Source organism: Streptomyces sp. NPDC020807 (genome assembly GCF_040641575.1).
Taxonomy (GTDB): Bacteria; Actinomycetota; Actinomycetes; order Streptomycetales; family Streptomycetaceae; genus Streptomyces.
Genome location: NZ_JBFADU010000013.1, coordinates 138,662 through 158,102, shown reverse-complemented (window position 1 = coordinate 158,102; position 19,441 = coordinate 138,662). Strand labels below are relative to the sequence as shown.

General features: G+C 74.3%; 17 protein-coding genes. 16 read left to right on the top strand and 1 reads right to left on the bottom strand.

Annotated elements, in window-relative coordinates; genetic code table 11:
• Window positions 1-74 precede the first annotated feature (74 nt).
• The 15 genes from AB0G79_RS20550 to AB0G79_RS20480 all read left to right on the top strand — a co-directional run bounded on the left by AB0G79_RS20550 (window position 75) and on the right by AB0G79_RS20480 (window position 17,537).
• Window positions 75-476 (top strand): cupin domain-containing protein, encoded by a 402-nt coding sequence (locus AB0G79_RS20550; RefSeq protein ID WP_360808344.1) that lies wholly within the window; start codon window positions 75-77, stop codon window positions 474-476.
• Window positions 473-1,774 carry an aspartate aminotransferase family protein gene (locus AB0G79_RS20545; protein WP_360808342.1) on the top strand — a complete coding sequence of 434 codons (1,302 nt, stop codon included), beginning with the start codon at window positions 473-475 and terminating at the stop codon, window positions 1,772-1,774. The genes AB0G79_RS20550 and AB0G79_RS20545 overlap by 4 nt, the downstream gene beginning before the upstream one ends.
• The gene (locus AB0G79_RS20540) at window positions 1,771-2,871 is read left to right on the top strand and encodes an ATP-binding cassette domain-containing protein (protein WP_360808340.1); all 1,101 of its coding nucleotides are present in this window, start codon (window positions 1,771-1,773) and stop codon (window positions 2,869-2,871) included. Before AB0G79_RS20545 ends, AB0G79_RS20540 begins: the two co-directional genes overlap by 4 nt.
• Window positions 2,868-3,680 carry an ABC-2 family transporter protein gene (locus AB0G79_RS20535; RefSeq protein ID WP_360808338.1) on the top strand — a complete coding sequence of 271 codons (813 nt, stop codon included), beginning with the start codon at window positions 2,868-2,870 and terminating at the stop codon, window positions 3,678-3,680. The genes AB0G79_RS20540 and AB0G79_RS20535 overlap by 4 nt, the downstream gene beginning before the upstream one ends.
• Window positions 3,677-4,483: an ABC-2 family transporter protein gene (locus AB0G79_RS20530; RefSeq protein WP_360808337.1), complete on the top strand. Its 807-nt coding sequence runs from the start codon at window positions 3,677-3,679 to the stop codon at window positions 4,481-4,483. The genes AB0G79_RS20535 and AB0G79_RS20530 overlap by 4 nt, the downstream gene beginning before the upstream one ends.
• A 3-nt stretch (window positions 4,484-4,486) precedes the next feature.
• Window positions 4,487-5,989: a hypothetical protein gene (locus AB0G79_RS20525; protein ID WP_360808335.1), complete on the top strand. Its 1,503-nt coding sequence runs from the start codon at window positions 4,487-4,489 to the stop codon at window positions 5,987-5,989.
• Window positions 5,990-5,994: 5 nt separating this feature from the next.
• Window positions 5,995-8,121: a glycogen/starch synthase gene (locus AB0G79_RS20520; RefSeq protein ID WP_360808333.1), complete on the top strand. Its 2,127-nt coding sequence runs from the start codon at window positions 5,995-5,997 to the stop codon at window positions 8,119-8,121.
• A complete protein-coding gene (locus tag AB0G79_RS20515; RefSeq protein WP_360808331.1) occupies window positions 8,114-9,280 on the top strand; it encodes a sugar phosphate nucleotidyltransferase in 1,167 nt (388 codons plus the stop codon). The genes AB0G79_RS20520 and AB0G79_RS20515 overlap by 8 nt, the downstream gene beginning before the upstream one ends.
• Complete coding sequence (locus AB0G79_RS20510) at window positions 9,273-10,349, top strand: ROK family protein (protein WP_360808329.1); 1,077 nt, start codon at window positions 9,273-9,275, stop codon at window positions 10,347-10,349. The genes AB0G79_RS20515 and AB0G79_RS20510 overlap by 8 nt, the downstream gene beginning before the upstream one ends.
• On the top strand, window positions 10,346-11,239 hold the full coding sequence (locus tag AB0G79_RS20505) for a sugar nucleotide-binding protein (RefSeq protein WP_360808327.1): 894 nt from the start codon (window positions 10,346-10,348) through the stop codon (window positions 11,237-11,239). Before AB0G79_RS20510 ends, AB0G79_RS20505 begins: the two co-directional genes overlap by 4 nt.
• Window positions 11,236-11,940, top strand: coding sequence for an NUDIX hydrolase (locus tag AB0G79_RS20500; protein ID WP_360808325.1), 705 nt, complete (start codon window positions 11,236-11,238; stop codon window positions 11,938-11,940). The genes AB0G79_RS20505 and AB0G79_RS20500 overlap by 4 nt, the downstream gene beginning before the upstream one ends.
• A complete protein-coding gene (locus tag AB0G79_RS20495) occupies window positions 11,937-12,779 on the top strand; it encodes an HAD-IIB family hydrolase (protein WP_360808323.1) in 843 nt (280 codons plus the stop codon). Before AB0G79_RS20500 ends, AB0G79_RS20495 begins: the two co-directional genes overlap by 4 nt.
• 163 nt (window positions 12,780-12,942) lie before the next feature.
• Window positions 12,943-13,884 (top strand): adenosine kinase, encoded by a 942-nt coding sequence (locus tag AB0G79_RS20490; RefSeq protein WP_360808321.1) that lies wholly within the window; start codon window positions 12,943-12,945, stop codon window positions 13,882-13,884.
• 17 nt (window positions 13,885-13,901) lie between these two features.
• Window positions 13,902-15,434, top strand: coding sequence for a GMC family oxidoreductase (locus AB0G79_RS20485; protein WP_360808319.1), 1,533 nt, complete (start codon window positions 13,902-13,904; stop codon window positions 15,432-15,434).
• Between the two features lie 33 nt (window positions 15,435-15,467).
• The gene (locus AB0G79_RS20480) at window positions 15,468-17,537 is read left to right on the top strand and encodes a radical SAM protein (protein ID WP_360808317.1); all 2,070 of its coding nucleotides are present in this window, start codon (window positions 15,468-15,470) and stop codon (window positions 17,535-17,537) included.
• Between the two features lie 4 nt (window positions 17,538-17,541).
• On the opposite strand, the gene AB0G79_RS20475 is transcribed toward AB0G79_RS20480, so the two are convergent.
• Entirely contained in the window at window positions 17,542-18,558 is a 1,017-nt protein-coding gene (locus AB0G79_RS20475) for a maleylpyruvate isomerase N-terminal domain-containing protein (protein WP_360808315.1), read from the bottom strand.
• Between the two features lie 75 nt (window positions 18,559-18,633).
• Here AB0G79_RS20475 and AB0G79_RS20470 point away from each other — a divergent pair, with 75 nt between their 5' ends.
• Window positions 18,634-19,422 (top strand): SGNH/GDSL hydrolase family protein, encoded by a 789-nt coding sequence (locus AB0G79_RS20470; RefSeq protein WP_360808313.1) that lies wholly within the window; start codon window positions 18,634-18,636, stop codon window positions 19,420-19,422.
• Window positions 19,423-19,441 lie beyond the last annotated feature (19 nt).

Here is a 19,441-nt window from a genome sequence, read left to right as displayed (position 1 = left end):
GTACGCCGAGGGCAGCCGCCCGTACGCCGAGGGCGCCCGCCCGTACGCCCCCACCCACTTCTGGAGCCACATCGATGATCCCGTCCGAACCGACCCGCGGAGTCACCCGCGCCCGGGTCTCCAACCTGCACGAAGGGCTGCTCCGCGCGGTCACCTCGGACCACGACGGGATCGGCACCATCCACGTCCACCGCGCCTTCGACCGGATGCGCGCCCCGGCCGGAGTCGCCTTCATCGACCTGGTCGTGCTGCCGCCGGGCACCTCCATAGGCACGCACCGCCACGGCAACGACGAGGAGACCTACGTCGTCCTGGCCGGCCGCGGCCGGATGACCGTGGACGACGAGGAGTTCGCGGTCGGCCCCGGCGACGTCGTGGTCAACCGCCCCTTCGGCCGCCACGGCCTCGCCAACGACTCGGAGGCCGACCTCCACCTCCTCGTCTTCGAGCTGGCCCCGATCGGCGGCGCCCGATGACCGGCCCCCGCCAGCTCGACCTGCTGGCCCGCGAGTCGGCCCACCTCGCCCCCGGCGCCTCGGAGGAGTCCGCGCTCGGCCGCCGGGTCTTCGTCGAGGGCCGGGGCGCCGTCCTCACCGACCTCGACGGCGACCAGTACATCGACTTCGCCGCCGGCACCCTCACGCAGTCGCTCGGCCACTGCCACCCCGAGGTCGTCGCCGCCCTCACCGAGCAGGCCTCGAAGCTGTGGAACGTCCACGACTTCGCGACCGAGGGCCGGGCGGAACTCTGCGAGCTGCTCGCCCGGCTGCTGCCGGAGGAGCTCGACACGTACGCCTTCTTCTCCACCGGCGCCGAGGTCGTCGAGGCGGCCCTGCGCGCCGTCCAGGCCGTCGCCGAACCCGGCCGCAACCGGGTCGGCGCCCTCCGCCACGGCTTCCACGGCAAGACCCAGGGCGCCCGGATGCTCGTCCACTGGGACATCGGCAACCAGGCCTTCGCGGGCAACAGCGTCCTCGGCTACTCCCCGTACTGCTACCGCTGCCCGCTCGACCTGGAGTACCCCTCCTGCGGGGTGCGCTGCGCGACGCTCGTCCGCCGGCACATCGCGGAGAAGCCGAACGTCTCGGCGCTGGTCTTCGAGCCGGTGCTCGGCGCCGCCGGCGTCATCGTGCCGCCGCCCGGCTACTGGGAGCAGATCTCCGACGCCTGCCGCGAGAACGGCGTCCTCCTCGTCGCCGACGAGGTCCTCACCGGCGGAGGGCGCACCGGCTCCTTCCTCGCGAGCGAGCAGCTCGGCATCGAACCGGACCTCGTCACCCTCTCCAAGGGCACGGCCTCCGGCTTCCCGTTCGCCGCGCTCGCGGGCCGCTCCTCGGTGCTGCGCCACCCGGCGGCGGGCAACGCCGGGTCGACGGCGTCCACGTACGCGAACAACCCGCTCGGCATCGCCGCCGCACGGGCCACCCTGGAGGTCGTCGCCCGCGACAAGCTCGTCGACCAGGTCCGCGAACTCGGCGCCGTCATGGACGAGCGCCTGGCCGAACTCAAGGCCCGGTTCGACGTCCTCGGGGACGTACGGGGTCTCGGGCTCCTGCACGGCCTGGAGTTCGTCCGCGACCGGGAGAGTCGCGCGCCCGCGCCCGACATCGCCCGCGAGGTGTACCTCGCGGCCCTCGACCTCGGCCTGCGGACCGCGATCGGCGGGCACGTCATCCGGCTCGCGCCGCCGTTCACCATCGACCGGGCCCTCCTCGACGAGGGCGTCACCCTCCTCGGCAAGGCCCTCGAGCGCGTGACGGAGGCGAGCCGGTGATCGTCGCCGAGAACCTCGTCAAGGAGTTCAAGGTCCACGAGCGCAAGCCCGGCCTGCTCGGCAGCCTCGGCACGCTCCTCAGCCGCGAGCACCGCATCGTCCGCGCGGTCTCCGGCGTCTCCTTCGAGATCCCGAAGGGCGTGAAGGCCGCCTACATCGGTGCCAACGGCGCCGGGAAGTCCACCACGGTCAAGATGCTCACCGGTGTCATGCACCCGACCTCGGGCCGCGCCCTGGTCGACGGCGTGGAGCCGTACAAGGAGCGCCGCCGCACCGCCGCCGCCATGGGCGTCGTCTTCGGCCAGCGCAGCCAGCTCTGGTGGGACCTGCCGGTGATCGACTCGTTCCGGATCCTGCGCCGGATCTACGAGATCCCGGACGCGGTCTACGAACGGAACCTGGCGCTCTACCGCGACCGGCTCGACATCGACGCCCTCGGCAACACCCCCGTGCGGCAGCTGAGCCTCGGCCAGCGCATGCGGGCCGAGGTCGCCGCGAGCCTCCTGCACGACCCCGCGGTGGTCTTCCTCGACGAACCGACCGTCGGCCTGGACCTGGTCCTCAAGGAGGCCGTGCGCGAGCTGGTCAACCACGTGAACGCGGAGCTGGGCACCACCGTCATGCTCACCAGCCACGACATCGGCGACATCACCGCCATCTGCGACCAGGTCCTGGTCGTCAGCCACGGCGAGGTCGTCCACCAGGGCGGCATGCACGAGCTGCTGCGGACCGCCGACACCCGGGCGGTCGTCTTCGAGTACCACGGCGGGCCGTCCGCCGAGCGGGCGGTCGAGCTCGTCGAGCGCGAGCTGCCCGGGGTGTCCGCCCGGCCGGCGGACGGCGGGCGGATCCGCGTCGACTACCCGTCCGACCGCTGGTCGGCCCGGCAGGTGATGGGCTTCCTGCTCGACCACTTCGACCTGGCCGACTGCGTCGCCCCGGAACCCGACCTGGAGACCGTCCTGCGCCGGATCTACACCGCGCGGGTCGGCTCCCAGGGGTCGCCGCAGGCGCAGGAGACGCAGGAGACGCAGAGGACGCAGGAGACGCAGGAGACGCAGCCGGTCCCGGACGTCACCGAGGAGGTCCGCGCGTGAGCGCCGTCTCCCTCCGGCGCTACGGCCCCTTCGCCACGAGCAGCCTGCAGAGCCTCCTCCAGTACCGCTCGACCTTCGTCGTCAGCGCCGTCACCGCGACGACCGCCGTCGGCGTGCAGGTCTTCCTGTGGCGCGCGGTGTACGCCGGCCGGACGGGCTCCCCGCCCGGCGGGTACGACCTCGCCCAGCTCACCACGTACGTGCTCCTCGCCCAGGTGATGGGGCTGCTCCAGGCCAACCGGGTCGACGAGGCGGTCTCCGAGGAGGTGCGACGCGGCGACATCGCCGTCTCGCTGCTGCGTCCCGTCAGCTACCCGCTGACCCGGTTCGCGGCGGCGCTGCCGGTCTCCGCGACCAACACCGCCCTCGTCGCGGTCCCGGTGGTGCTGCTGTACGCGCCGTTCGTCCCGCTCACCACGCCGACCTGGCCGGACGCCCTGATGTTCGTCGTTGCCACCGCGTTCTCGCTGGTCATCGGCTTCGGGGTGAACCTGCTCGTCGGTCTCGCCGCCTTCGTCACCACGAACATCTGGGGCATCCGGGTCGTCAAGGACGGCGTCGTCGCCTTCCTCGGCGGCCAGGTCGTGCCGCTGGCCCTCATGCCCGCCCCACTGGCCGCCGTCGCGCACGCCCTGCCGTTCCAGGGCATGGTCGACGGACCGCTGCGGCTGCTGCTCGGCGACTACGACGGGTACGGCGAGGCCGCGGGCATCCTCGCCGGGCAGGCCGTCTGGGCGGCCGTGACGACCGTCCTCGCCGCGCTCGCCTGGCGGTCCGCCGTCCGCAGGGTGGAGGTGCTCGGCGGATGAGCGCCCTCACCACCCTCGCCCGCTACTCCCGGCTGACCTGGCAGCTCAGCGGCGTCAGCCTGCGCCGCCTCACCGAGTACCGGATGGACTTCCTGATCGGCGCCGGCGGGCTGCTCCTCCGGGTCGGCTGCCAGCTCGCGGTGATCGGCATGGTCTTCGCGCAGGTCCCCGTGATCGCGGGCTGGAACTACCACCAGGTGCTGTTCCTGGTCGGCTTCTCGCAGCTGCCGCGCGGCCTGGACCGGATGTTCACCGACCAGCTGTGGCTGGTGGCCCAACGGCTCATCCAGTCAGGCGAGTTCTACCGGTACATGATCCGGCCGGTCCACCCGCTGTACGCCGTGCTCTCCGAGCGCTTCCTCTACCCGGACGGGTTCGGCGAGGTCGTCACGGGCATCGGCATCATCGCGTACGCCGTGTACGCCATGGACGACGGGCCGGGCCTCGCCGGACTGCTGCTCCTGCCGGTCCTGGCGCTCTGCGGGGCGCTGATCCTCGCCTCGATCAAGACGGCGTTCGCCGCCCTCGCCTTCTGGACCACCAACAGCTTCCCGGCCCTCTGCTCGGCCTACCAGCTCGGCGACTTCTCCGGCTACCCCGTCGGCCTGTACCACCCGTCCCTCCGGTGGCTGCTGACCTGGCTGCTGCCCTACGCCTTCACCGCGTACGTCCCGGTGTCCTACCTGCTGTTCGGGGAGACGGAGCTGCTGCTCTGGCTCCCGGTGGTGACCGTCGCCGTCGCGACGCTCGCCCTGCTGGTCTGGAACCGGGGCGTCGACCGCTACGAGATGACCGGGAGCTGAACCTTGGACACCCTGCTGCTCGGCGGCCTTCCGCCGGCCACGGTCGAACTCCTGCGCACCGCGCCCTGGATGGAGGAGAGCGCCCGCCGCGCGGGACGCTTCGACCTCGTCGACGAGGCCGTCCTCGGATCCGTCCGCCTGCTGGTCGTCGCCCCGGCCGGGGACGGCACCGGGGACGGCACCGGAGACGTCGCCGCGCCCGGTGCCGCCGGCCGGTGGTTCGTCCCCGTCGTGGACGACGAGGACACGGCGGCCGACCGCACCGAGACCTACGACCGTCTCGTCGTCCAGGCCATGCGCGACGGCCTGCGGCTTCCCACCCGGCGCGGCAACGTCGTCGAGTTCCGCGGCGAGCCCGCCGAGTACCGGGGGCAGCTGCCCTTCGAGCCCGGCTGGTCCTCCAACGCCCTCTCCCTGGTCGACCTCGCGGGCGCCCCGCACGCCCACAAGAGCTACCGGCGGATCGGCGTCGGCACCCGCGAGCCCGAGCTCCTGCGGCTGATGGCCGACAGCGGCCGGACCCAGCGGCCCGTGGGCACGTACACCTACGTCGACACGGCCACCGGCACCCGCGAACCCCTCGGCGTGCTCTACCGCTACGCCGAGGGCGACGGCCTGAACGTCCCGCTGCGCGACGGCATCCGCGCGATGTGGCCGCTCCTCGCCGCCGGGGCCGACCCGCGCGAGGCCGTCGCCGCCTCGCAGCGCGCGCTCGTCGCGCCGCTGCGCGAGGCCGGCGCGTTCCTCCGCGGCTTCCACCACGACCTCGCCGAACGGCTCGGCCCGCACCCCGAGTTCCCGGCCGGACGCTTCCGCGACTGGACCGCGGAGAAGCTCGCGGCGCTGCGCCCGCAGCTCCTCGCCGACGCCCGCTTCCCCGTGGCCGTCCGCGAGGCGGCCGTCGCCGGACTCGAACGCGAGCTGGAGCGGGCCGCGTCCCTCCCGGCGCGGCCGTGGCCCGCCGGCCCCTGCCACGGCGACCTGCACCTCTCCCACCTGCTGCGGAGCATCCGGCCGGACGGCGGCTGGGAGCTGTGCGTCATCGACCTGTCGACCCCGCACCCGGACCCGGAGGACCCCGCCACGGCCCAGTCGCCCTGGCAGGACCTCGCCGCCATGCAGCGCGGCCTGGAGATCTTCACCGCCGACGAGTTCTCCGACCACGCCGCCGACGTCCTCGGCAAGGACTCCGAGGACACCTGCCGCACGGCCCTGCTCACGGCCGCGGGCGGTCGTCCCGACACCCCCGGCTGGACGGAGCGCGACCTCGCCGAGCTCGCCAGGCTCCAGGCCGCGGCCAACCTCTGGGCCGCGCGGACGGGCGAACTCCTCATCACCGAGGGCCGGGACCTGACCGGCCACCCGGCCTGGCGCGTCTTCCGGCTGCGCCGCCTGATCCACGAACTCGACTACGCGTACGCCCACGACCGCGGCTACCACGCGGCGATCAACCTGCGGCACGCCGTCGAGGCCTCCGGCCCGCGCGGCGCCGGGGCGGAGGACTGACACCCGTGCACATCATCGAGACCTACTTCGAGTGCGGCGGCTTCGACCACCGCTACCTCCAGGGCGGCATATCCGTCTACCTCTGGAACCTCTCCACGGCCCTCGCCGAGCAGGGCCACCGCGTCTCCGTCGTCACCCCCGCCCACGGCCGTCTCGACGACCTGCGCCGCCACTACCCGCTGGAGGAGGTCGCGTACCGGGACACGTACGAGCTGCCGCTCGTCCTCGACCCGCGGGTCTGGGGCGACCGCCACCCCGCCGAGGTACGGATCCCGCTGACCACCACCGCGCACCTGCTGCGCCTGGACGGCGTGGACCTCTACTTCCTCTCCAACGAGCTGCTCGACCAGCTGCCGGACCGGTTCTACCCGCCGTACTCCAGCAAGGGCCAGGACCTCGTCTTCTTCAAGCCGCTCGCCTTCCAGGTCGACAGCGTCCGCTTCGTACGCCACCGCTTCGCCGACGAGAAGGCCGTGGTCCACGCCCACGAGCCGTACTACCACTACCTGCTGCCCGCGGCCTTCCGGGACGACCCGACGAAGGCGGTCGTCGGCACCGTGCAGAGCAACATGCCGATCACCAAGAAGGTCTACCGGCCCAAGGTGGAGCGGCTCCTCGACTTCCTCGGAGCCGGGCACGTCCTCCCGCCGGCCCCGCCGGCCGGGGACACCGACGGCGCGCCCGCCCCGCACGAGGCGGTGATGAGCGGATACCAGCAACTCACCCACCTCCACTACGAGTACGGCCCCGACCACATCGGCGTCTACGACCTGGTCGCCGACCACGCCGACCTGGTCGACTTCCTCTCCCCCGGGCACCGGGACTTCTACACCGCCTTCGCCGACACGCCCTTCGAGCAGCTCTTCGCGACCCTGCCCGTCCACGACACGGTCCGCCGCAACGCCCACAAGAGCTTCGTCGGCGGCTGCGCCGTCGGCGACGCGTGGACCACCGGCGGACCGCCGGACGTCGACCGGGCCGCCGTCCTCGGCGGCCTCGGCCTCGACCCCGCCCTCCCCACGTTCTTCCACAACGCGCGGTACGCGGTGAACCACAAGGGCCAGGTCGAGCTGTTCCGGGCCGTCGACCGGGTCCTCGGCGAGGGCCTCGACGCCAACTTCGTCCTCCGCTGCATCAGCGACGAGGGCATCCCCGACCCGTACGTCCACGACGTCGTCGCCCGCCACAAGGACCGGGTCCACCTGGAGTGGCGGCGCGTCGACGAGCGGCGGCTGCTCGCGTACGCGGCCTCGTCGGACTTCTGCGTCTTCCCGTCCAAGTTCGAGATGGACACCTTCCTCATCGCCCAGGGCGAGGCCATGGCCGCCGGCGCGGTGCCGATCGCCACCGCCCAGCTCGGCATGGCGCACTTCGGCCACGTCGCCGACCCCGTGGACGGCCCCGAGGCCGACCGGGCCACCGGCTTCGCCGTCAACCGGTCCTTCGCCGAGGACGACCCGCTGCTCGTCGACGCGCTCGCCCGCCGCTTCCACCAGGCCACCGCCCTGCTCCGCGACCGGCCGGAGGAGTACCGCCGGCTGCGCGCCAACGCCGTCGCGAACGCCCGCCAGTTCACCTGGGAGCGCGTCGCGCGACTCCACGTCGAGGCGTTCACCCCGCTCTGGGAGGGGCGGCAGGCCGCTCCGCTCGGCACGGAACTCGCCCTCAGGTACGGCTGGTTCGACCTGCTGACCGAGGAGGCGTACGAGAACGAGCGCGAGGCCGTCGCCGAGGCGGCGCTCCGCCTGGGCGACGCCGAGGCCTACGCCCGCTGCCACCCGCTCTCCCCGCGGGCGGCCCGCGCGCTCTTCGAAGCGGCCTGGAACCGGGCCGACTTCGCCCGCTGCGAGCGGACCGCGGACAGCGATCCCGCCCTGCGCGCCCGCCTGGACGGCCGCTGCGCGGTCCGGGACGGGCGTGTCGTCTACCGGCTGCCGCACGCGGAACGCGTGGAGCTCGTCCACCTCGCGCCGGGCGCCGCGACAGGCCGGCGCGAGGTCCTCGTACACCAACTCACCAAGAACGGAGACGAGTTCACCGGCGAAGTGCCCGATGGCGGCGAAGGCCGGCTGCACCTGCTCGTCACCCTGGACAACGGCCGCTCGACCTGGGACCTGGTGAACCATGGCTGACGGGGTACGCGCGGTCCTGCTCGCCGGCGGCGAGGGCCGCCGCATGGGCAGGCTCGGCCACGGGCGGCTCAAGCCGCTGGTCCCGTTCGGCGGCGCCTGCCGCCTGGTGGACTTCTCGCTCGCCAACGCCGCCGACTCCGGCCTCGACGAGGTGCTGCTGCTCTCCCAGTACGAGGAGCGGCGGCTGATGGACGACCTCCACCGCACCTGGTGGCGACCCGGGTTCCGGGTCCACTTCGGGCCCCACGACCGGGCCTACCGCGAGGGCGGCGCCCGCGCGCTTCCCGAGCCCACCGGTGTGCCGGAGCGCGGCACGGCCGACGCCCTCATCCGCAAGGCCCCGTACGTCTTCGGCGGCGGCGCCTCCGAGGTCCTGGTCCTGCACGCCGACCACGTCTACCGGTTCGACTACGGGCCGCTGATCGAGCGGCACCGCCGTTCGGGGGCGGCGCTGACCGTCGCGTACCAGCGGATCGAGCGCCGGTACGTGCACCTCTTCGGCATGGTCGAGTTCGACGGCGCGGGGCAGCTCACCCGGTTCGTCGAGAAGCCCGCCGAGCCGACGAGCGACCTGGTGTTCGCCGCGTTCTGCGTCTTCGACGCGGCCGTGCTCCACCGCTACCTGGAACTCCTCGACGGCACCGACTGGCAGCACGACATCAGCCGGGACGTCATCCCCGCGATGCTCGCGGGCGGCGAGCGGATCCTCGGTCACGAGGTCGCGGGCCACTGGGAGGACATCGGCACCGTCGACCGCTACCACCGGGCCCACCTCGCCATGCTCGACGACCGCGCGACCCTGCCGCTGGGCCGGCTGCCCCGCACGCTCGCGCCGGGCACGGAACGCCGCCTGGTGGTGGCGGCGCCCGGCGTCGAGCGGAGCGTCGTCCCCGCCGACCTGGACCTGGAGGGCCGGATCGAGCGGTGCGTCGCCTTCCCCGGCGTACGGATCGGGCGCGGCGCGCGGGTCAGCCGGAGCGTGCTGCTGCCCGGCGCGGTCGTCCCGCCGGGGGCGGAGATCGACTCGGCGATCGTCCTGGAGGACGGCTTCGTCCAGCAGGTGGACGCCCCGTCCGCGTACGGCGGCGTCCCCGTCCACATCCCAGAGCCCGCGCACGGCGCGGCCACCGCACACGCCCGGGGAGAGGCCCGTGTCTGAGTCCTCCGAGTACGGCGAATCCTCCGGATTCTCCGGCTCCGCCTTCACCGTCGCCGACCTCGGCGGCACCACGCTGCGGATCGCCCGCTACGGGGCCGGCACCGGCGCCCTCACCGACGTCCGGCGCACCCCCACGGACGGCATGGCCCGCCACCCCGGCGCCTCCGTCCCCGAGCTCCAGGACAGGATCGTCCGGCAGTTCTCGGACCTCGCGGCCGAGGCGGTCGAGCGGCACGGCAGCAGCGCGCTCGCCGTCGCCTTCGCGGGCCCCGTCACCGCCGACGGCAGGGTCGTCACCGCCCCCACCGTGTGGGGCGGCCGGGGCGAGCAACTGCCGCTGCGCCTGCTCCTGGAGGAGCGGCTCGGCCTGCCGGTGGTCGTGGTCAACGACATCACCGCAGCCGTCTGGCGGTACGTCGGTGCCGGGCCCGGGGGCGACGGGGACCAGCCGTTCTGTCTGATCACCGTCAGCTCCGGGATCGGCAGCAAGGTCTACCGGGGCGGCGAGGTGCTGCTCGACCCGGAGGGCCACGGCGGCGAACTCGGCCACTGGACCTGCGACCCGGGTCCCCGGGCCCCGCTGTGCGACTGCGGCGGACGGGGTCACCTCGGGGGGATCGCCTCGGGGCGTGGCGCCCTGGCCGCCGCCCGCCGCGCGGCCCTCGCCGAGCCGGACCGGTACGCCCGCTCGTACCTCGGCCTCACCGCCCCCGACCCCGAGCGGCTCGACAACCGGATGCTGGCCGCCGCCGTGCGGGCGGGCGACGCGTTCGCGACCGAGGTCCTGCGCGGCGGCCTGGCCCACCTCGCCTCCGCGATCACCTCCGTGTTCACGTCGATCGGCGTGCGCCGGTACGTCCTGATGGGCGGGTTCGCGCTGGCCGTCGGCGCCCGCTACGCCGAACTGCTCACCGAGGAACTCGTGCGCCTCGGCTGCTTCGGCCTCACCGCCGACGAGATCCGGGCGATGGTCGTCCTCGGCGAACCCGACGACGACCACGGCCTGATCGGCGCGGGACGGCTGCTCGCCCTGCGCGGCGCCGTCCCGAAGGCGGTGTCGGCCCGATGACCCGCACGCTCGTCGTCGGCAGCGGCTTCGTCGGCCGCGCGGTCGCCGCGCACCTGGCGGCGGAAGGCGGTGAGCCCGTCCTCGCCTCCCGCCGGCCGCCCGGGACCGCGACCGGAGGGGTGCCGTGGGTACGGCTCGACGCGGCCGACGCCGGGTCCTGCGCGTCGGTCGTCGCGGACGTCCGCCCCGACCGGCTGGTCCTGGTGCACGGCCCCTCCGACGTGACCTGGTGCGAGGCGGACCCCGCGCGGGCCGCCGCCCTGCACACGGCCGCGGCGGCCCGCCTCACGGCCGCCGCTCCCGGGCGGCGCACGGTGCTGATCTCCACCGACAACGTCTTCGACGGGAGCTCGCCGGTCAACGGCGAGTCCGCGCCCACGGCCCCGGCCAACGCCTACGGCCGGGCCAAGCTCGCCGCCGAGCGGATCGTCCGGGAGTCGGCGGACGGGACGGTGCTCCGGGTCAGCCTGATCTACGGCTGGGAGCCGCCGGAGACCACCAAGTGGCTCAACTTCTTCTCCGCCTGCGCCCATCGGCTGCGCGCGGGCGAGCCGGTGGAGGTCCCCGGCGACCAGTGGACGACCCCGGTCCTCGTCGAGGACGTCGCGGCCGTCACGGCGGCCGTGCTCGCTCCCGGGGCACCCCCGCTGCTGCACCTCGGCGGCCCCGACCGGATCTCTCGCGCGGACTGGGCCGAGGCCCTCGCCGACGCGCTCGGCGCGCCCCGGTCGCTGGTCGTCCGGGTCCCGAAGGCCGCCGGCCGCTACGCCAGCCGCCCCACCAACACCTGCCTCACGAGCGAGCTCCTCGACGACTTCCTCGCCGCCCGCGGCCTGCGGGTGCGCGGGGTCGCGGAGGGCCTGCGCGTGCTGCTGAAGGAGGCGGAGTGATCCGTACCGTCCGGTCCCGAGAGGTCTACCGCAACCCCTGGATGACCGTCCGCGAGGACGACATCGTGCACGCCGACGGCACCCCGGGCCTCTATGGCGTCGTCGACAAGCCCGACTACGCCCTGGCGATCCCCCGCCAGGACGGCCGGGTGCACCTCGTGGAGCAGTACCGCTACCCCGTCGGCGGCCGGTACTGGGAGTTCCCGCAGGGCTCCTGGCCCGAGGACCACGAGCCGGCGGACCCGCTCGGGCTCGCGCGCGCGGAGCTGCGCGAGGAGACCGGGCTGCGGGCCGGCCGGATGACCTATCTGGGCCGTGTCCACGTGGCGTACGGCTACGCCAGTCAGGGCTGTCACGTCTTCCTCGCCGAGGAGCTGGTCCAGGGGCGGCCCGAACGGGAGGCGACCGAGGCGGACATGCGCCAGCGGTGGGCCGACCCCGGGGAGTGGCGCGACCTCGTCAGGGCCGGGCGGATCACCGACGCGGCCACGCTCGCCGCCCACGCCCTGCTCGACCTGTACGACCGGTCAGACCGGTACGACCGGTCCGACGCGCACGGCCTGTCCGACCGGTCCGACGCGCACGACCTGTCCGTCCCGCACGACCTGTCCGTCCCGCATGACCGGCCCGACCCGCACGACCCGCACGACCCGCACGACCCGCACGACCCGCACGACTCCGAAGGAAAGACGCGCCTGTGACCAGCCAGCAGACCGCACAGAACCCGTCCGGGCGGACGTCCGCCCGGTTCTCCGTCGTCGCGACGGACCTCGACGGGACCCTCCTCCGCCGCGACCTGAGCGTCTCGGACCGGACGCGGGCGGCCCTGGCGCGGGTCCGGGACGCCGGTGCCCTGCACCTGGTGATCACCGGCCGGCCCGCGGCCGGCTGCCGCGCCCTGCTCCTGGAGCGGCTGGAGTACTCGGGCCTCGCGGTCTGCGGACAGGGCGCGCAGCTGTACGACGTGGGCGCCGACCGGCTGCTGACGTCCGCCACCCTGGACCGCCCCGCCGTCCGGGCCCTGGTCGACCGGATCGCCGAGCGGGTGGGTCCGCTGGAGCTCGCCGTGGTGACCTCGGGCCTGGACGGGGAGTTCCGGGTCACGCCGGGCTTCGACGACGACCCGTGGTGCGGCTGGCGGGTCGTCGGCCATCCGGACGAACTCTGGACGCATCCGGTGGACAAGGTGCTGCTCCGGCACCGGCATCTCGGCGACGACCTGCTCGCCGCGGCCGCCGAGGAGGTCTGCGGGGACGCGGTCGCGGTCACCCACTCGGGGGAGAACATGGTCGAGCTCCTCCCGGCCGGGGTCAGCAAGGCGACCGGTCTCGCGGCGGCGGCCCGGCTGCTCGGCTTCACCGCCGAACGGACCGTCGCGTTCGGCGACATGCCCAACGACATCCCGCTGCTCTCCTGGGCGGGCCACGGCGTCGCCATGGGCAACGCGCACGCCGAACTCCTGCGCAGGGCCGACGAGATCGCTCCGACGAACGAGGAGGACGGCGTGGCGGCGGTCCTGGAGCGCCTCTTCCCCGTCTGACGCCCCCTTGTTCCCGCCCGGCGGCGGGCCGTCCACCGTTGAAAAGATTTTCTGCAAAACCCTGCAAGATCTTGTGGCCTGCTCGTGCCGCCTGCTTGACTCACCTCCCGGCGGCGCGAGTTGACACCCCATCGCCCCGGCGCAACGACGGAGAGGAACCCCGATGACCACCGAGATTGACGTCCTCGTCCTGGGCGGAGCCGGCGTGGACACCATCGTCCACGTCCCGCAGCTGCCGCTCCCGTACGCCGACTGCTACATGGTCCCGGCCATCGAACGACGGGCCGCGCAGAGCGGTGACTTCGTGGCGCTCGCGGTGAGCGCCCTCGGCCTGCGCACCCACCACATCGACGTGCTCGGCGACGACCACGAGGGCGAACTCGTCCGGGCCCTGCACCGGGAGTGGGACATCCCGCTCACCGAGGTCCCGGCTCCGGCCGGCACCAAGCGGGCGGTCAACCTCGTCGACCCCCAGGGGCGGCGGCTCTCGCTGTACGACGACAGCCGCAAGCGCGACGAGGACCGGCTGCCCGACGAGCTCGTCCGGGCCCTCGCGGCGAAGAGCCGCCACGCCCACGTCTCGATCACCCACCCGTGCGCCGAGGCCATCCCCGCGCTGCGCGAGTCCGGCGTGACCATCTCGACCGACCTGCACAACTGGGACGGCGTCGGCTCCTTCCAGGAGCCCTTCGCCTACCAGGCCGACGTCGTCTTCGTGTCGACCACCGCCCTGGCGAAGCCCGAGGAGACCCTGCGGCAGATCGCCGAGCGGGGCCGCGCCCAGGTCGTCGTGGGCACGGCGGGCGCCGACGGCTGCTACCTGCTGGCCGACGGTACGGTCACCCACGTCCCCGCCGTGCCCCCGACCGCACCGGTGGTCGACTCCAACGGCGCGGGCGACGCCTTCGCCGCCGGGTTCCTGCTCGGCTGGCTGTCCGGCGAGACGCCGCTGCGCAGCGCCCTGTACGGCTCCATCGCCGGCGCCTTCGCCTGTACGGTCCCCGCGACCCGCACCGACTGCGTCGACCGCGCGGGACTCCTGGCGCGCGCGGCGGAGCTGGAGGCGGAGCTCGGGGCGGCGGCCGCGTCGGCCGGGCCCGCATGACGGTCGGGCGGGCCGGCGTGACGGCCGGACGGACCGCCGCCGGCCGCGACGCCGCGCGCCCCTCCGGCCACGACGTCGTCGTCCTCGGCGGAGGAGTGGCGGGCTGCGTCCTGGCCTCCCGCCTGAGCGAGGACCCGGGCCGGTCCGTCTGCCTGGTGGAGGCGGGCCCCGACTACGGGCCCGACCGGTCGGGCTGGCCGGTCGCGGTCCGCGACGCCCGCGCCCTGACCCGCGCGGACGTGTGGGAGCACGGCGTCCCGGTCCACCGCTACCGTGCCCGCGTCCTCGGCGGCTCCTCCTGCGTCAACGGCTGCTGGAACACCTGGCCCTCCGCCCCCGACCTGGCCGCCTGGCGGGCGGCGGGCGGCCCGGGCTGGCGGGAGGCGGAGCTGGACCGGCACCGGGAGGCGGCGGTCGCGCGCATGCGGCTCCGCCGGGTGCCGGACCACGAGGTCTCGGCCTGGGGCCGGGGCTTCGTCACCGCCGCCGCCGAACTCGGCTGGACGGAGGTCGACATGGGCCGCACCGGCGGCCCCGGCCACGGCACCCCGCTCGTCAACGCGCTCGACGGGCTCCGCTGGAACGCCGCCTTCGCCTACCTCGACCCGGAGACCCGGGCCCGCCCGAACCTCACGGTCCTCGCGGACGCCACCGTGGACCGGCTGGCCGTCGGCGACGACGGCCGGATCCGCTCGGCGGAGCTCGTACGGCACGGCCGCCGCCACTCCCTGGCGGCCGACACCTACGTGCTGGCCTCCGGCACGTTCGGTTCGCCCGCCGTCCTGCTCCGCAGCGGCATCGGCCCGGCGGCCCACCTCCGGCGGCTCGGGATCCGCCCGCGGATCGACCTGCCGGGCGTCGGCGAGAACCTCGTCGACCAGCCGGCCGTCTTCGTCCCGATGACGCCGCGGCCGGGCCTCGACGCGGCGCTCGCCGCGAGCGAGGCGGTCGGCGACCTGTACGTCAACAGGACGCTGGTCCGGGCCGCGAGCTCGTCCTGCGACGACGGCTCCTGGGACCTGCACCTCGTGCCCTCGGCGGGCCCGCCGCTCTTCGGCGAGCTGCCGCCGGGCCGGTACGAGGCCGGGTTCTCGGTCCTGGCCATGAAGCCGGCCTCGCGGGGACACGTACGCCTGCGGTCCGCCGACCCGACGGACGCCCCGGACATCGACCCCGGGTTCCTCACCGATCCCGGGGGCCGCGACGCGGCCGTGCTCCGCGACGGCCTCGGACTCGTCGGGCGGCTGGCCGCGTCGCCCGCCCTGAAGGCCCTGGCCGACCCCGTACCGGGCCGGTCCGCGCGGGACCTCGCGGCGCGCGGGACCCGGGAGCTGCGGGACGCACTGGGCACGTACTGGCATCCCGTGGGCACCTGCGCCATGGGCCCGCCGGACGCCCCGGACGCGGTGGTCGACGGGGAGGGCCGGGTGCGGGGCACCGCGAACCTCCGGGTCGCGGACGCCTCGATCCTGCCGACGGTCCCCGCCTCGAACTCCCAGCTGCCGGTCATCGCGGTCGCCGAACTCCTCGCGACCACCTTCCAGGACTGAGCCCCTCCCACACGGACGGAACGACACACAGCCATGAGATCCAGCACCGCACCGGGCACCCTGCAGTCGGCCCGCTTCTACATCACCTTCCGTTGCAACTCGCTCTGCGGGTACTGCAACGTCTGGCAGGACGACAAGTTCAAGGGGTACGACGAACTCACCCTGGAGCAGGGGCGGAAGATCCTCGACCAGCTGCACGCGCTCGGTGTGCGGTACGTCGACTTCACCGGCGGCGAACCGGTTCTGCACCCGCACATCAACGGGATCGTCCAGTACGCCAAGTCCCTCGGCATGGCCACGGAGATCACCAGCAACGGCATCCGCTTCGCGAAGCACATCGACGCGATCGTGCCCTACGTCGACACGATGAACGTCTCCCTCGACACCCTGAAGCCGGAGCGCTACCGCCAGATCCGCGGTGTCCCGACCCTGGACCGCGCCCTGGAGGTCATCCGGCGCATCGGCGCCACCGGCTCCGGCAACCTCAAGCTGATCTGCGTGGTCACCCGGGAGAACGTGGACGAGGTGCCCGACCTGCTGCGCTTCGCGCAGGAGAACCGGGTCTCCATCTACTTCTCGACGATGTTCGAGTACTTCGACGAGCAGGACACCGTCCGGGACATGAACCGGACGGCCCGCAAGCTGAAGATCGTCCAGACGAACGGCAAGCCGGCGGACGGCGGTCCGGGCTCCGGCTCCTCCTGCGGCACCGGCGCCCCCGCGGCTCCCGTCGCTCTCGCGGCACCCGCCCCGGCCGGCCCGACCTCGTCCGAGATAGCGGAGGACCTCCTCCGCCTCCTCTACCAGCCCTTCGCCGTGATCAACCTGCACTTCCGCAAGTACGTGGAGGAGCTGGACCCCACCTCCCCCACCGACTGCTACGCCAACAAGCGGATCCTCACCATCGGCCCCGACGGCCGCCTGGTCCTGCCCTGCTACCACGCCTTCGACAACTCGGTGCTGTGGGACCGGGACCTCGCCGAGCTCGTCCAGGACGAGGAGTTCGTCCGCGTCAGGGACGAGGAGGTCGGCCACCGCTCCGAGTGCCGGAGCTGCACGGTCTTCCCGTACATCGGGCTGTCCTTCAGCTACCGCTTCGACCGGTACTTCCTCTACCAGGCGCTGTCCGAGGAGATCATCAAGTTCAAGGACCGCTTCGCCAACCCGGTCCACCCCCGGCTCACCCCGGACCTGGACGCCCTCCACGCCCGCTACGCCGACCTGGAGCGCTTCCTCGACACCGCGCTCCCGGTCTCGCGCCCGCCCGTCTCCGAGGACCACCTCTACCGCTTCGACGTCACCCGGGACGGCGGCGTGACGACCGAGCTGGCGGCCGGCGAGATCGGCCTCGCCGAGCTGCTCTCCGACCACGCCCACGAGTACTGCTGGGACGTCCAGCGCTCCCCGCACCCGTGGATCCGCCTTGTCTACCGCGACCTGATGCCGCTCCTGCGGGAGCTCACGGAGAAGGGCCTCGTCGCCGAGGCCGACCACGACGCCACCGTCGGCAGCCTCTACGAACTCCAGCTGGCCTGGTGGCAGGCGTACATGGGCCGCTACTTCCGGGGCGGCGAGGCCCTGGACACCTCCGGCGCCGACGAGGTCGTCGCCCGCTTCCTCCACCGGACCGCCGACCTGCTCCCCGCGGACGCCCCGCAGTCCGCCCGCGTCCGCGAGATCCTCCTCCACGCCGGCTGCGTCCTCGGCCTCCCGCCGGAGACCCTCGCGTCCCTCGCCGTGCGGGAGGACTTCCCGGAGGCGAACCTGTCGGCGAAGTACCTCCTGCTCGTCGCCCCCGACGGGACCCTCGCCGACTACGCCGCCCTCCTCCCGCCGGAGGCCGCGGCCCCGCTCCTCGCCCCGGACCGGCGGGCCGAGCCCTCGTCCGACGAGGAGATCGCCCGGCTCCTCGCCGACGAGGACGCCCTCGACCAGGCCACCGCCGAGCGTCTGGCCACCGCGCTCCGCGCCACCACCGCCGACCGGCGCGCCGAACTGGCGGCCCGTCTGCTGGCCCACGAGCTGCGCGACCCGGCCCGGATCCGGGCCCGGGGCGAGGCGATCCGCGGCCGCGCGGGCGTCCGGGCGGCGGCGGCCGGCTGACCGGTCAGAGCGCCGTCGCGGCGAGCCAGTCGTCCAGGAGGTCGCGGTCGCCGCGGTGCGTGAAGCGCGCGTCGTCGGAGGCGTACCGGCGGTGCAGGAGCAGCAGGAGCTCCCCGGCGTCGGCCTCGACCTCGGCGGTCGGCTCGGCGCCGCCGCTCCCCCGGCTCCAGGTGAAGCCGCCGCCGCCGAGCGTGAGGGTCCAGGCGCCGCCGTCCCGGGCGACCAGGCGCAGGACGGCGCCGTCGCGGTCGAGGTGGGCGACGGGTTCGGCGATCCACGGAATGTAGGGCGCGTCGCCGAGGAAGTGGTCGACGGCGTCCGCGGCCGTGGCGGGGTCGAGGGGGCTCGCCGTGCCGGTGAGGGCGAGCTCGGCGTCGGCCAGGTGCACGACGGCCTCGACGAGGGCGTGGCGCGGGTAGTAGCGGACGTGGGCGTCGGCTCCCGGCACCCAGACCGGGGCGTCGGGGTCGGCGGCGCGGGCGGTGGCGGCGAACCGCTCGGCGCCGTCGGCGAGCCAGTCGGCGTGCGCGGCGGGGTCGTCCGGCAGGTCGAGGGGGACGTCGTGGGTACGGACCCGGGCGGTGGCCCCGGTCCGTACGAGGTGACCGGCCCAGCGGTGGACGGTGCCGAGGTGGCGGGTGAGGTCGGCGAGGGTCCAGCCGGGGCAGGTGGGGACCGGGGTGGCGGGGTCGGCGCCGCGGACGGTCTCGGCGAAGCGCCGGGCGTGGTGCGCGGCGGCCTCGCAGGTGGCGGCGTGGGTGTCCTCGGTGAGGCCGAAGCCCTCGGAGACCCCGAGGAGCTCCTCGCGCAGGGCGCCCTCGGGGCGGCGCAGGGCGGCTTCCCGGATCAGGCCGTCGAGGGCCCGCCGGTCGGCGGCGTCGAGTCCGCGCAGGGTGTACGCGGTGCTCTCCAGCCAGCGGCCCGCCGTGCCGGGGTCGAGGGTGTCGTCGTCGGAGGTCTCGACCGTCGCCACCAGCTCGGCCAGCGCCTCGGCCAGCGTGCTCAGGAGCGCGTCGCTCATCGGGTTTCCCCTCCCGGGTTCTCCAGGGCGGCGGCCGCGTACCGCTCGCATACCGCGCGGTATGATCGCACCGCCATGGAGATCAATGCTTCGTACAACAGTTTCGTCGCCGTCGGCGACAGCTTCACCGAGGGTATGTCGGACCTCGGGCCCGACGGCTCGTACCGGGGCTGGGCGGACGTCCTCGCGGGCCGGCTCGCGGCCCGCGCGCCGGGCTTCCGGTACGCGAACCTCGCGGTGCGCGGGAAGCTCATCGGGCAGATCGTCGACGAGCAAGTCGACCTGGCCGCGGGGATGAAGGCCGATGTGGTGACCCTCGTCGGCGGCCTCAACGACACCCTCCGGCCGAAGGTCGACATGGTGCGGGTGCGGGACCTCCTCACCGAGGCAGTGGAACGCCTCACACCCTCCTGCGGACAGCTCGTCCTGATGCGCAGCCCCGGCCGGAACGGACCGGTCCTGGAACGCTTCCGGCCGCGCATGGAGGAGCTGTACGCGCACATCGACGACCTCTCCGCCCGGCACGGCGCGCTGGTGGTCGACCTGTACGAGGGCGGGACCGGCGTCCTCGGCGACCCGCGCCTGTGGGACGTGGACCGGCTCCACCTGACCGCCGACGGCCACCGCCGGGTGGCCGAGGCGGTGTGGCGGACGCTCGGCCTGGAGCCCGGGACCGACTGGCGGGCGCCGCTGCCCCCGTCCGTACGCCCCGGCTGGGCGACCCGGCGCGTCGAGGACGCGCGCTTCGCGAGGGAGCACCTCGGCCCGTGGATCGGCCGCCGCCTGACGGGCCGCTCCTCCGGGGACGGGCGCGCCCCGAAGCGCCCCGAGCTGCTGCCGTACGAGGCTCCGGCCGAGCCCTGAGGGGCCCGGGGCGTGACCT